This window comes from Streptomyces sp. NPDC054883 (assembly GCF_053610645.1).
Window position 1 is genome coordinate 111,374 of sequence record NZ_JBSGYT010000007.1, and the last position, 13,236, is coordinate 124,609.

Genomic DNA, 13,236 nt, shown 5'->3' on the forward strand with positions numbered 1-13,236 from the left:
ATGAGCACCCGCACCCTGATCCGCGGCGGACTCGTCGTCACGGCCGCCGACGAACTGCACGCGGACGTCCTGATCGAGAACGGCCGGGTCGCCGCCCTCGCGGCCCACGGGTCGCAGGCCGCCGACGGCTGGACGGCGGACACCACGATCGACGCGAGCGGGAAGTACGTCATCCCCGGCGGCGTCGACGCCCACACCCACATGGAGCTGCCCTTCGGCGGCACCGCCGCCTCGGACACCTTCGAGACGGGCACCCGGGCCGCCGCCTGGGGCGGCACCACCACCATCGTCGACTTCGCCGTGCAGAGCGTGGGCCGCTCCCTGCGCGCCGGGCTCGACACCTGGTACGACAAGGCCGACGGCCGGTGCGCGATCGACTACGCCTTCCACATGATCCTCTCCGACGTCAACGAGGGCACCCTCAAGGAGATGGACCACCTCGTCGGCGAAGGCGTCACGTCCTTCAAGCTGTTCATGGCCTACCCGGGCGTCTTCTACAGCGACGACGGGCAGATCCTGCGCGCGATGCAACGGGCCTCCGGCAACGGCGGGCTGATCATGATGCACGCCGAGAACGGCATCGCGATCGACGTCCTCGTCGAACAGGCCCTGGCCCGCGGCGAGACCGACCCCCGCCACCACGGCGAGGTCCGCAAGGTGATCCTCGAAGCCGAGGCCACCCACCGGGCCATCCAGCTGGCCCGGGTGGCCGGCTCCCCGCTGTACGTGGTCCACGTCTCGGCCGAGGAGGCGGTCGCGGAACTCGCCGCGGCCCGGGACAAGGGGCTGCCCGTCTTCGGGGAGACCTGCCCGCAGTACCTGTTCCTGTCCACCGACAACCTCGCGGAGCCCGACTTCCAGGGCGCGAAGTACGTCTGCTCCACCCCGCTGCGTCCCCGCGAGCATCAGGCGGCGCTGTGGCGGGGGCTGCGGACCAACGACCTCCAGGTGGTGTCCACGGACCACTGCCCGTTCTGCTTCCGCGGCCAGAAGGAGCTCGGCCGCGGCGACTTCTCCAAGATCCCCAACGGTCTGCCCGGTGTGGAGAACCGGATGGACCTCCTGCACCAGGCCGTCCTGGACGGTCACATCAGCCGCCGCCGCTGGATCGAGATCGCCTGCGCGACCCCGGCCCGGATGTTCGGCCTCTACCCCCAGAAGGGCACCATCGCGCCGGGTTCCGACGCCGACATCGTCCTCTACGATCCGCACGCCGAGCAGGTCATCTCCGCCGAGACGCACCACATGAACGTGGACTACTCGGCGTACGAGGGCAGGCGGATCACCGGACGCGTCGACACGGTCCTCTCGCGCGGAGAACTCGTCATCGACCGGCGCGAGTACACCGGCCGGGCCGGTCACGGGGCCTTCGTCCCCCGCTCGACCTGCCAGTACCTGTAAGGAGCCGTGATGGACTTCGGTCTCGTCCTGCAAACCGACCCGCCGGCCTCCCAGGTCGTCAGCCTGATGAAGCGTGCCGAGCGCAACGGCTTCCGCTACGGCTGGACCTTCGACTCCGCCGTGCTGTGGCAGGAGCCCTTCGTCATCTACAGCCAGATCCTGGCCAACACGCAGAAGCTGCACATCGGCCCCATGGTCACCAACCCGGGCACCCGCACCTGGGAGGTGACCGCCTCCACCTTCGCCACCCTCAACGACATGTACGGCAACCGCACGGTCTGCGGGATCGGCCGCGGCGACTCGGCGATGCGGGTCGCGGGACGCAAACCCAACACCCTCGCCCGGCTGGGGGAGGCGATCGAGGTGATCCGCGACCTCGCGGAGGGCCGCGAGGCCGAGGTGGACGGCAGTCCGGTCCGCATCCCCTGGATCCGCGACGGGAGGCTCCCGGTGTGGATGGCGGCGTACGGACCGAAGGCGCTGGCCCTGGCCGGGGAGAAGGCAGACGGCTTCATCCTCCAGCTCGCGGACCTCTACCTGACCGAGTGGATGGTCAGGGCGGTCCGGGAAGCGGCCGCCCGGGCCGGCCGGGACCCGGATGCGATCACCATCTGCGTGGCCGCTCCGGCGTACGTGGGCGACGACCTCGCCCACGCCCGCGACCAGTGCCGCTGGTTCGGCGGAATGGTCGGCAACCACGTCGCCGACCTGGTCTCCCGCTACGGCGAACACTCCTCGATGGTTCCCGACGCCCTCACCGAGTACATCAAGTCCCGCGAGGGCTACGACTACAGCCACCACGGCCGGGCCGGAAACCCGTCCACCGACTTCGTCCCCGACGAGATCGTCGACCGCTTCTGCCTGCTGGGCCCGGCCGAGGCCCACATCGAAAAGCTCCGCGCCCTGCGCGCCCTCGGAGTGGACCAGTTCGCCGTGTACGCCATGCACGACGCGAGGGAGGAGGTGATCGAGGCCTATGGACAGCACATCATTCCGGCGGTCAACGACTGACGTCACCAGGGCACTACGCCGGCGTCCTCGAAGAACTGACCGGTCGGGCCGTCGTCGGGCAGGGTCGCGAGTCTGATGGCGATCGCGGCTCCCTGTTCGGGGGTGCGCACGCCGCGGAAGCCGTTGAGGTCGGTCGCGACGTAGCCGGGGCAGCCGAGGTTGATCAGGATGTTCGTGCCGCTCAACTCCCGGGCGTACTGGAGGGTGACGGCGTTCAGGAACGTCTTCGACGGCGAGTACGCCACGGCCACCGGACCCGTCGTCTGCTCGGCAGCGGTTCCTTCCTGCCGGGTGAGGGAGCCGACGCTGCTGGACATGTTCACGATCCGCGGTGAGGCGGAGCGGCGCAGCAGCGGCAGCATCGCGTTGGTGACGCGGATGACGCCGATCACGTTGGTCTCCACGACGGTCCGGATGGTGGCGGGATCGACCCGGGTGGGCTCTTGCGGCATGCCGCCGGTGATGGCGGCGTTGTTGACGAGCGCGTCGAGCCGCCCCGTCCGTTCCCCGATCAGCCGTGCGGCGGCGGTCACGCTCGTGTCGTCGGTCACGTCCAGTGGTACGCCGAACGCGTCGACGCCGGCCGCGCGCAGCCGCTCCACCGCGGCCGCACCGCGCTGATCGTCGCGGGCGCCGACGCCGATGCTCCAGCCGAGGGCGCCCAGGCCCACGGCGATCTCGTAGCCGATCCCCTTGTTAGCGCCGGTGACCAGCGCAGTCTTTCGTTCGCTCATGGGCCCATGCTGCTCCCGGACCCCGATGGGGGTCCAAGACCGATCGGGTGGGCGACGATACCGTCAGGGTATTGATCGCCGGTTAGCGTGTCCGTATGGAGACCCGGGAACTGCGGTATTTCGTGGCCGTCGCTGAAGAGCTGCACTTCGGGCGCGCCGCGCAGCGGCTCGGGATGGCGCAGCCGCCCCTGTCACGGGCGATCCGGCAGCTCGAACGCCGACTCGGGGCGGAACTGCTGGACCGGACCGGCCGCGCCGTCAGGCTGACCGAGGCCGGCTCGGTGCTGTTGGCCGAGGGCCGGGCGGCCCTCGACGCGGTCGACGCCGCCGAGCGCCGAACCCGCCGCGCCGCGCTTTCCGTGACCGGCCGCCCCGGCCTGGTCCTGGTCACGAAGGCCAGCGCGTCCAGAGAGCTGCTGGCGAAACTGCTCGACGCGTACGCCGCCGAACCCGGCGCGGTTCCCGTCGACGTCATCCTGTGCGGTCCGGCCGAACAGGCACGACTCCTGCGCGAGGGCCGGGCCGACGTGGCGCTGCTGCACCGGCCGTTCGACTCCACGGCCGGGTTCCACACCGAAGAACTCGGCACGCAGAGCCAGGTCGTGGTGCTGCCGGCCGGGCATCCGCTCACCGCCCGGGCCCATGTGCACATGGCCGACATCACCGGGCTGCCGGGTCTGCCCCTGCCACGCTGGCCCGACCCCGACGGCAGCTACCCGCCGGGCCCCGGCCCGCAGGTGCGCGACCAAGCGCAGTTGTTGCAGCTCGTGGCGCTCGGCCGTGCTTGCGCACTCTCACCGGAGTCGTGCCGAGCCCAACTGCACGATGACCTCGCCGCCGTCCCCGTGCTGGACGCGCCGACGGTCACCACCGTGATCGCCTGGCCCCCGCACAGCCGGTCCACAGCCGTCGCCGACCTCGTCCGGACCGCGACACGTCTCTCGGGGGTGTCCGACCCGGATCCGCCGGACACCCTCCGGCCCCGCCCTCGGGGACGCGCTCACTCGGCAGCCACGGACTGCGCGTAAGGAGCGGTGGAGGAGGCACAATCGCTCCTCGTGACGGATGACGACTCGTACCTGTGGCTCGAGGAAGTCGAGGGCGCGGACGCGCTCGCCTGGGTGGCCGAGCGGAACGCGGAGACCTTCGCCGCGCTCGCCCGCGGGCCGGGCTTCGACGCGTTGCGCGAGGAGGTCCGGGAGGTCCTCGACGCCTCCGGCCGGATCCCCTACACCGTCCGCCGGGGCGCGTTCCTCTACAACTTCTGGCGCGACGCCGCCCGGCCGAAGGGGGTGTGGCGGCGTACGACGCTGGAGCAGTACCGCAAGGACGAGCCCGAGTGGGAGCTGCTCCTGGACGTCGACGCGCTCGGCGCCGCCGAGGGCGTCGAGTGGGTGTGGGCCGGGGCGCAGGTTCGCTACCCGGACTACGGGCGGGCGCTGGTGAGCCTGTCCCGGGCGGGTTCGGACGCGGTCGTCGTCCGGGAGTTCGACCTCGGTACCCGGGGGTTCGTCGCAGGCGGCTTCGAGGTGGCGGAGGCGAAGACCCGGATCGGCTGGATCGACGCCGACCACGTGTACGTCGGCACCGACACCGGCCCCGGCTCCCTCACCGACGCCGGCTATCCGCGCACCGTACGCCGCTGGCGCCGCGGCACCGCCCTGGCGCAGTCCCGGACGGTCTTCGAGGTCGCGGCGGGCGACGTGGCGGCCACGGGCTGGCACGATCCGACGCCGGGCTTCGAACGGGACTTCGTCTCCCGGTCCCGGGACTTCTGGCACGACGAGCTGTTCCTCCTGACGGGCGACGGCACGCCGGTACGCGTGGACGCACCGGACGACGCGGGGAAGTACGCCTGGAAGCGATGGCTCGTCGTCACCCCGGAGTCGCCGTGGCTGGGGCACCCGGCCGGCTCGCTCCTCGCCTTCGACTTCGAGGCGTTCCTCGCCGGTGACCGCACCGCGTCCGTCCTGTTCGCCCCGGACGGGCGCACCGCCTTGGCCGGGCACAGCTGGACCCGCCACCACCTCGTCCTGGAGACCCTGTCCGACGTCGCGACGCGGATCGAGGTCCTCACGCCCGGCCCCGGCGGGCAGTGGACGCGCAGGCCGCTGGCGGACGTGGCGCCGCTGTCGTCCGCAGCCATCACCGACACCGACCCGGACGTCTGCGACGAGTACTTCCTCGACGTCGACTCCTTCCTCCAGCCGTCCACCCTCTACCGGGGCGAGATCGGCGGCGCCACCGAGACCCTCAAACAGGCCCCCGTCCACTTCGACGCCACGGGAATGACGGCGCGGCAGTACTTCGCCACCTCGGCGGACGGCACTCGGGTGCCGTACTTCGTCGTCGGGCCCGAAAACGCCTGCGGCCCCGGGCCGGTGCTGCTGTACGGGTACGGAGGCTTCCGGGACCTGCAGACGCCGTCCTACAGTCCGGTCACCGGCCGGGCCTGGCTGGCCCGCGGCGGCACGTACGCGGTGGCCAACATCCGCGGTGGGGCCGAGTACGGACCGGCCTGGCACCGGGCCGCACTCGGCGCCGACCGGCCCCGCGCGTTCGAGGACTTCGCGGCCGTCGCCCGCGACCTGATCGACCGCGGCGCCACGACCCCCGGCCGGCTCGGGGCCGTCGGCGCCAGCAACGGCGGCCTCCTCATGGGCGCCGTGCTCACCCGGTACCCGGAGCTGTTCGGCGCGATCGTCGCCAAGGTCCCCCTGCTGGACATGCTCCGCTTCCACAAGCTGCTCGCTGGCGCCTCATGGACCGGCGAGTACGGTGACCCGGACAACGAGGCCGACCGCCCGCACCTGCGGGCGATCTCCCCCTACCACCAGCTGGCCGCCGGCCGGCCCTACCCGCCGCTGCTGCTGATGACGTCCACCCGCGACGACCGCGTCCACCCGGCCCATGCCCGCAAAACGGCCGCCCGGCTGCGCGAACTCGGCCACCGGGTGCACTTCTACGAGAACACCGGCGGCGGCCACGGCGGCGCCACCGACAACGGCCAAGCCGCCTTCAACGAGGCCCTCGCCCACACCTTCCTCTGGCAGCACCTCACCTGAGCGGCCGGTGCACGGCCACCCGCCGTCCACCCGGAGTGCCCCCGCCCGCCGGGGGAGCGGGTGGGGTTTGTCAGCCGGGCGTGGTGTGATGGAGGCATGATCACAGAATTTCCGGCCCCTGACCTGTCCGCCGTCGAAGAAGCCGTCCGCAAGGCGGCCGCGGTCGAGATCATGCCGAGATTCCGGCAGCTCGCCGAGCACGAGGTCGACGAGAAGAGCGGCCCGCACGACCTGGTCACCGTCGCCGACCGCAAGGCCGAGGAGTACCTGACCGCGTCGCTGACCCGCCTGCTGCCCGGCTCCGCCGTCGTCGGCGAGGAAGCCGTGCACGCCGACCCGACGGTGTACGCGGCGCTGCGCGCCGACGCGCCCGTCTGGATCGTGGATCCCGTCGACGGCACCCGGCAGTTCGTCAGCGGCGACCCCGGCTTCTGCACCCTGGTCGCGCTGGCCCACCGCGGTGAGATCCTCGCCTCCTGGACCTACGCCCCGGCCCTGGACGAGCTGGCGACCGCCGTGCGCGGGGAGGGGGCGTACGTCAACGGCGAGCGCATCCACAGCGGCTCCCCGGAGCCCGGCGCCACGCTGCGGGTCGCCATGGCCCACCCGCTGTACACCTCCGACGAGGACAAGCGCGCCCTGGCCCGGCTCGACGTACCCGGGGTCGGGGCCCGCCCCTGCGGATCGGCCGGCCTGGAGTACCTCAAGGTGGCCCGCGGCGAGATGGACGGCCTGGCCTTCACCTGGCCGTCGGCGTGGGACCACGCCGCCGGACTGCTGCTGGTCGCCGAGGCGGGCGGCGCGCAGAGCACCGTCGCCGGGGTCCCCTTCCGGGTGGACCGGGACAACGCGCTGCCGTTCGCCGTGGGCCGCGACGAGGCCACGGCGGTCCGGATCCGCGAGCTGCTGCGCGGCGAATGACCGGCCGGACCGCCATCTCTTCAATACAGTGCCGCCTGGACGCACCGCCGCCTCACACGCGGTGCCGCCGCCGGACGAAGGAGTCGTAAGGTGTCCTCGATTCTCGATGCGGTCGTGGTGGGGGCCGGCCCCAACGGGCTGACCGCCGCCGTCGAGCTGGCCCGGCGCGGGCTGTCCGTGGCCGTCTTCGAAGCCGCCGGGGTGGTCGGCGGCGGTGCCCGCACCGAGGAACTCACCCTCCCGGGCTTCCGGCACGACCCCTGCTCGGCGGTGCATCCGCTCGGCGCCGGCTCGCCGGTGTTCGCGACGATGCCGCTGAGGCGGTACGGGCTGGAGTGGCTGCACGCCCCACTGCCGATGGCGCACCCGTTCGACGACGGCACGGCGGCGGTGCTGTCCCGCTCGGTCGCCCAGACGGCGGCGTCCTTCGGGCCGCGCGACGCGGGCACCTACCGCCGCCTGGTGCAGCCGTTCCTCGGCAAATGGGACACGCTGGCCCGGGACTTCATGTCCCTGCCCTCGACCGCGCTGCCCAGGGACCCGGTGACCCTGGCCCGCTTCGGGCTCGCCGGGCTGCCACCCGCCACCTGGCTGCTGAGCCGCTTCCGCGACGACCGGGCCCGCGCGCTGTTCGCCGGCCTCGTGGCGCACGTGATCGCACCGCTGAACGGGATCGGCACCGGCGCCGTCGGCCTGGTCTTCGCGCTGGCCGCGCACGCCAACGGCTGGCCGATGCCGCGCGGCGGCTCGCAGTCCCTCTCCGACGCGCTCGCCGCGTACCTGCGCGACCTCGGGGGCTCGGTGCACACGGACTTCGAGGTCAAGCGGCTGGACGAGCTGCCTCCGGCCCGCGCGTACGTCTTCGACACCTCGCCGACCGCGCTGGCGCGGATCGCCCGGCTGGGGCGGGCGTACGACGGCTACCGGTACGGAGCCTCCGTCTTCAAGATCGATTATGCGCTGGACGGCCCCGTCCCCTGGACCGCCGAGGAGGCCCGCCGGGCCGGCACCGTCCAGATCGGCCCGCGCACCCGCGACGTCGACGCCGCCCTGCAGCTGGCCTCCGGTGGCCGCGCCCCGCGCAACCCCTTCCTCATCACCGCCCAGCCCAGCCTCGTCGACCCCGGCCGGGCGCCCGAGGGCAAGCACGTCTTCTGGGCGTACGGCCATGTCCCGGCGGGCTGGGACGGGGACCTCACCGAGGCCATGGAGCGTCGGCTGGAGCGCTTCGCCCCGGGTTTCCGCGACCTGGTCCTGGCCCGCGCCACCGCCGGCCCGCCGCAGCTCGCCGCGCGCAACCCCAACTACGTAGGCGGGGACATCGCCTGCGGCGCCGCCTCCGGACTCCAGCTCCTGCTCCGCCCGAAGATCACCCTGTCCCCGTACACCACGGCCCACCCGGCGGTGTTCCTGTGCTCCTCGGCGACCCCGCCGGGCCCGGGAGTCCACGGCATGTCCGGTCACAACGCCGCCAAGGCCGTCTGGCGCCACCTGCGCAAGGGGTCCTGATGCCGCCCCGCATCACCCTAATCCAGGGCGACATCACCGCGGAGCACGCCGACGCCGTGGTCAACGCCGCCAACTCCTCGCTGCTCGGCGGCGGGGGAGTGGACGGCGCGATCCACCGGCGCGGCGGACCGGAGGTCCTCGCCGCCTGCGAGCAGCTGCGCCGCTCCCACTACGGCAAGGGCCTGCCGACGGGCCGGGCCGTCGCCACCACGGCGGGCCGGCTGCCGGCCACCCACGTCATCCACACCGTCGGTCCCGTCCACTCGCGCGACGAGGACCGCTCCGACCTGCTCGCCTCCTGCTACCGCGAGTCGCTGCGCGTCGCGGACGAGCTCGGTGCCCGTACGGTCGCCTTCCCGGCCATCTCGACGGGGATCTACGGCTGGCCGATGGACGACGGCGCCCGGATCGCGGTGGAGACGGTGCGTGCGACAGCGACCTCCGTGGAGGAGGTCCGCTTCGTCCTCTTCGACGCCGCCGCCTACGCCGCCTTCGCCGCCGCGCTGGGCTGACTCCGCCGGTCCGGCTCCTGGGGCCGCCCCGGCATGACAGGGTGGGGCCATGTCCATCGAACACGCGTGCCCATCCGGTGCCCCTGCCCCCGTCCCGACGGCGCGGTGGGAGGCCGGGACCCACCGGGACCTCCTCGCGGCGAAGGCGCTCCTCTACGACCCCTGCGGGTTCACCTGCACGCAGCCGGTCCCCGAAGCCGAGAGCGCCGACTACGCCGCCCACCACTACACCCTGGACGGCCTTTCCGTCCGGTTCCGCGCGGCGAGGACGACGCCCACCAAGGCAGGCCAGTTCGTCACCGTCTGGCAGCGGTCCCCGGGCGGCCCCATCCGGCCCTTCGACACCACGGACGCCGTCGACCTGTTCGTCGTCAGCAGCCGCGACGGCGACCGCTTCGGCCAGTTCGTCCTGCCCCTCGACACACTGCGCCGGCACGGCGTCGTATCGGTGGACGGTTCCGGCGGGAAGCGGGCCTTCCGGGTCTACCCGCCCTGGGTGACCGCCACCAGCCGTCAGGCCGAGCGCACCCAGGCATGGCAGTCGGAGCACTTCCTGCACCTGCGCCCGGGCGCCCCCGTGGACCCCGCCCGGGCCCGGGTGCTCCACGATCCCCGGCGAACGCACTGAATTCCCGCGGGGCATATCCCGGACGCAGTATTCGCCCCAGGCTGCTTTCGGCGGAAACCGGCGATCCGTGGCCGGATAGAACCCACAGCGGACTAAGGCGAGTTGGGCGTATGACATCATGACCGCGTCGTCTGCCCCGGAGATCAAGAAGCCGGGGCGGGGGAGGGCAGCCGCCGAGTTCCGCCGGAGGACTGAGGGATGAAGATACCGGGCTCAGCGTCGCCGGGATCGGAGGACAGACGGCTCAGGCGCCGGCTCAGGAAGGTCCGCCGTACGTGTGAGGCGATGCTGGTGGAGTGGGGCATGGAGCACGGCTGCGGAATCGACGAACTCCACCGCTATCTCATCGAGAGCCGCGAGCGCACCATTCATCTGATTCCGACGTCCTTCCCGGAACGCCATTTGCTGGGCCTGTGGCTCAAATTGGACGACTTCGACGTCGTCGCGTTCGAGAAGTCGGCTTCGCCGGCGCACAAAGAACACATCATCACCCACGAACTGGCCCACATCGCCTTCGAGCACCGCGGGTCCGTACCCCTGGACCGCACCCCTACCGGGCCGCTCCTCTCGAACGTCGACCCGGCCGGCGTACGGGGGCTGCTGATGCGCTCCCGCTACAGCGACGACGAGGAGCAGGAGGCCGAGACCATGGCCTCCCTCATCCTGGCCCGCGCCACCAAGCGCTGGGTCGAACCCGCGTGGGCCGTCCCCGCGGAAGCCGCCGACGTCGTCGCCCGCATCGAACAGGGCCTCGGCAAGGCGGAGCCGCAGTGACCGCCGTCTACACGGCCCTCGCCTGGATATGTGCCTTCGTCGGGCTGGCCGCCTTCGCGTACCGGCTGCCGGATCTGGTGCGCCGCAAGCACGACGTCGCGCTCTGGGCGCTGTGCGTCTACTTCCTGTGCTCCGGGATCAGCTTCCTGGTCGACCTGGACCAACTGCGGCTCCACATCTCGGGATTCTTCGGCGTCCCCAACATCACCTCGCTGATCACCCAGGTGGCGGTCGTCGTACTCACCGCGGCGCAGCAAGTGGTCCTCGTCCACTGGTCGTCGCCGCCCGCGCAGGCCCGGCGGATGGCGCGCCGGCGCGTCCTGTTCTTCGGCGCCGCCCTCTGCGTGCTCGTGACCTCCTCCTTCGTCGTCGGCCCGGTGGCGCATTCCGACACCGCGACATCGACGATCCTGCTGAGCATCCACCACGGCGGATACGCCCTGTACATGTCCTTCTACCTGCTGATATGCGCCGTGGGGCAGGCCGAGACGGTACGGCTGTCGGTGCGCTTCACCAAGGTGGCCAACCGGCAGTGGCTCGCGGCGGGCATGCGGACCGTCACCGTCGGCGCCACGCTCATCCTGGTCTACTGCGTCACCCGGGGCATCCAGATCGCCGGCACCCGGCTGCACTTCGACGGGGCCGGCCTCGACCCGATCCAGTGGGCCTGCGGCAGCATCGGCGCACTGCTCCAGATCACCGGATGGACCATCCCCGCCTGGGGCATCCGCCTCACCCGCGCCCGGGCCTGGGGCCGCAGCTACCGCGCCTACCTCCGCCTGCGCCCGCTGTGGTGGGCCCTGCACCAGGCGTCCCCCGACATCGCGCTGGACCCGCCCCGGTCCTGGGCGCGGGACCTGCTGCCGCCCAGGGACCTGCACTACAGCCTCTACCGGCGCGTGATCGAGATCCGTGACGGGCAGCTGATCCTGCGCACCACGCTCTCCCTCGCGGACTTCTGCCGCGTCGCCCGCTCGCTCGGCCTCCCGGAGGATCCGACCTCCCCCCTCGGTGAAGCCCTCCAGGTGTGCGCCGCCCTCAGCCGGGACCCCGAGGAGCGGGCCGAGGAGGCGCAGGTCCCGGAGATCCCCGCGCGGCCGCCCTGTGAGGACTTCCGCGACGAGTTGGAGTGGCTGACCGAAGTCGCCTCCTCCTTCACCGCACTGGGCCGCAGCGGCCGGCGGCCCGAGGCGTGGACGGTGACCCGGTGACCGCCCCGGCGGCGGCACACACCGTGGAGCGGCTCGTGACCCTCGACGCCACGCAGGGCGCGCGGGCCGCGGTCCCCGCCGCCCGCGAGGCCGTACGCCGCCATCGGGAACTCTCCGCCGCGCCCGGCAGCCTGCGCGGCCAGGACAGCGACCGGGTCGCGGCGTTGGCCGAGCTGTCCGAGGTGATCGGCTGGATCCTCTTCGACGCGGGCCTGCACCGGCAGGCGTACCGGGCCAACGCCCATGCCCTCGCCCTCGCGGAACTCTGCGGCGACCGCTGGACCGCCCGGCTGGTACGGCTGAACCACAGCATGCTCCAGACCCACACCGGCCACGCGCGCGCCGCCCTCGGAACCGTCTCGCGCGTCGCCGGGCCCCGCCCGCTGCCCGCCCGCGTCAGCAGCCTCGTACTGATCCGCCAGGCCCACGCGACCGCCCTGCTCGGCGCCCGCCGGGAGCCCCTGGAGCTGATCGCCCGGGCCCAGAGCCGCTTCCTGGACGGCGTCTCCCGCCACGACCCGCACTGGGCCTGGTGGATCGACCAGGCCGAGCTGACCGGCCACCAGGGCTGGGTGCTGGCCCGGCTGCGCCGGTGGGACCGCGCCCTGCCCCTGCTGCAGTCGGCGGCCACGGCCCCCGGCCCCTCCTACCGCCACCTCTTCGCCGCGGAACTCCTCGCCGCCCTGGTCGGCGCCGGGGCCTGGCGCGAGGCGGAGGACCTCATCACCGACCTCGCGCCCCGCGCCGCCCGCACCGGCTCCGCCCGGACGGCCGAGTCCCTGCACCGGACCGCCCACCTCCTGCGCCGGGCCCCGCGCGTCCCCGCCCGGCTGCGGGACGCGGCGGTGTTCCTGCTGGAGCACCTGCCGGGGCCGGCGCCCCTGCGCATCCCATACGCCACCCCCCACGACCACCGCCACAGATAGGGACCCCATGCGCCCCATTCGGATATCGATGCCCGCGGCCGCCGCCGTACTCACCGCGGCCCTGCTCTTCTTCGCCTCGGGAAGCCCGGCATCGAACGCCACCTTCCAGCCACCGGCCGCCGCCTCGGCGGTGAGCCAGGACGCGGCCGCGGAACGGGGCAGACCGTACGTCTCCACCTCCCTCTACTTCGGCACCGGCCGGCACAACGGCAACCCGCCGATCACCGAGGAGCAGTTCAACAAGTTCATCGCCGACGTCGTCACCCCCCGCTTCCCGGCCGGGCTGACCCTCCAGGAAGGGCGCGGCCAATGGAGGGACAAGGAGGGTGACATCAACCGCGAGAAGTCGTACGAACTGACGGTGCTCTACCCGGTGACGGAGGCCAGGGCCCGGGACGCCGACATCGAGTACATCCGCAACCTGTACTGCACCATGTGGGAGCTGGAGTCCGTCGGCCGCGCCGACGCGCGGGTCCAGGTCGACTTCTGACCCCGCCCCGGCGGACGGCCCGGCCGGGGCCGTCCGCCGGGAGGCGACCGCAGC

Annotated in this window: 13 protein-coding genes; 12 read left to right on the forward strand and 1 reads right to left on the reverse strand. The window is 72.7% G+C overall.

The genetic code is table 11. From position 1 onward, the window contains the following. Positions 1-1,401 carry a dihydropyrimidinase gene (gene hydA / locus ACWGH1_RS08125; protein ID WP_453353000.1) on the forward strand — a complete coding sequence of 467 codons (1,401 nt, stop codon included), beginning with the start codon at positions 1-3 and terminating at the stop codon, positions 1,399-1,401. A 9-nt stretch (positions 1,402-1,410) separates the two neighbouring features. Further along, complete coding sequence (locus ACWGH1_RS08130; RefSeq protein WP_453353001.1) at positions 1,411-2,412, forward strand: TIGR03842 family LLM class F420-dependent oxidoreductase; 1,002 nt, start codon at positions 1,411-1,413, stop codon at positions 2,410-2,412. Positions 2,413-2,414: 2 nt separating this feature from the next. On the opposite strand, the gene ACWGH1_RS08135 is transcribed toward ACWGH1_RS08130, so the two are convergent. Next, positions 2,415-3,146, reverse strand: a complete 732-nt coding sequence (locus ACWGH1_RS08135; RefSeq protein WP_453353002.1) for an SDR family oxidoreductase — start codon at positions 3,144-3,146, stop codon at positions 2,415-2,417. 95 nt (positions 3,147-3,241) lie between these two features. On the opposite strand from ACWGH1_RS08135, the gene ACWGH1_RS08140 reads away from it, so the two are divergent. The 10 genes from ACWGH1_RS08140 to ACWGH1_RS08185 all read left to right on the forward strand — a co-directional run bounded on the left by ACWGH1_RS08140 (position 3,242) and on the right by ACWGH1_RS08185 (position 13,182). Further along, positions 3,242-4,174: a LysR family transcriptional regulator gene (locus ACWGH1_RS08140; RefSeq protein WP_453353003.1), complete on the forward strand. Its 933-nt coding sequence runs from the start codon at positions 3,242-3,244 to the stop codon at positions 4,172-4,174. A gap of 30 nt (positions 4,175-4,204) precedes the next feature. Then, positions 4,205-6,211: a prolyl oligopeptidase family serine peptidase gene (locus ACWGH1_RS08145; RefSeq protein ID WP_453353004.1), complete on the forward strand. Its 2,007-nt coding sequence runs from the start codon at positions 4,205-4,207 to the stop codon at positions 6,209-6,211. A gap of 96 nt (positions 6,212-6,307) precedes the next feature. Beyond that, positions 6,308-7,132, forward strand: coding sequence for an inositol monophosphatase family protein (locus ACWGH1_RS08150; RefSeq protein ID WP_453353005.1), 825 nt, complete (start codon positions 6,308-6,310; stop codon positions 7,130-7,132). A gap of 90 nt (positions 7,133-7,222) precedes the next feature. After that, positions 7,223-8,641 carry a phytoene desaturase family protein gene (locus ACWGH1_RS08155; RefSeq protein ID WP_453353006.1) on the forward strand — a complete coding sequence of 473 codons (1,419 nt, stop codon included), beginning with the start codon at positions 7,223-7,225 and terminating at the stop codon, positions 8,639-8,641. Next, a complete protein-coding gene (locus tag ACWGH1_RS08160) occupies positions 8,641-9,153 on the forward strand; it encodes an O-acetyl-ADP-ribose deacetylase (RefSeq protein WP_453353007.1) in 513 nt (170 codons plus the stop codon). Before ACWGH1_RS08155 ends, ACWGH1_RS08160 begins: the two co-directional genes overlap by 1 nt. A gap of 49 nt (positions 9,154-9,202) precedes the next feature. Next, positions 9,203-9,781 carry a MepB family protein gene (locus ACWGH1_RS08165; protein WP_453353008.1) on the forward strand — a complete coding sequence of 193 codons (579 nt, stop codon included), beginning with the start codon at positions 9,203-9,205 and terminating at the stop codon, positions 9,779-9,781. A 285-nt stretch (positions 9,782-10,066) separates the two neighbouring features. After that, the gene (locus tag ACWGH1_RS08170; RefSeq protein ID WP_453353009.1) at positions 10,067-10,555 is read left to right on the forward strand and encodes a toxin; all 489 of its coding nucleotides are present in this window, start codon (positions 10,067-10,069) and stop codon (positions 10,553-10,555) included. Beyond that, entirely contained in the window at positions 10,552-11,766 is a 1,215-nt protein-coding gene (locus tag ACWGH1_RS08175) for an MAB_1171c family putative transporter (RefSeq protein WP_453353010.1), read from the forward strand. The genes ACWGH1_RS08170 and ACWGH1_RS08175 overlap by 4 nt, the downstream gene beginning before the upstream one ends. After that, positions 11,763-12,692, forward strand: coding sequence for a DNA-binding protein (locus ACWGH1_RS08180; protein WP_453353011.1), 930 nt, complete (start codon positions 11,763-11,765; stop codon positions 12,690-12,692). The genes ACWGH1_RS08175 and ACWGH1_RS08180 overlap by 4 nt, the downstream gene beginning before the upstream one ends. 7 nt (positions 12,693-12,699) lie before the next feature. Next, positions 12,700-13,182: a DUF3574 domain-containing protein gene (locus ACWGH1_RS08185; RefSeq protein ID WP_453353012.1), complete on the forward strand. Its 483-nt coding sequence runs from the start codon at positions 12,700-12,702 to the stop codon at positions 13,180-13,182. The last annotated feature ends 54 nt before the right edge of the window (positions 13,183-13,236 follow it).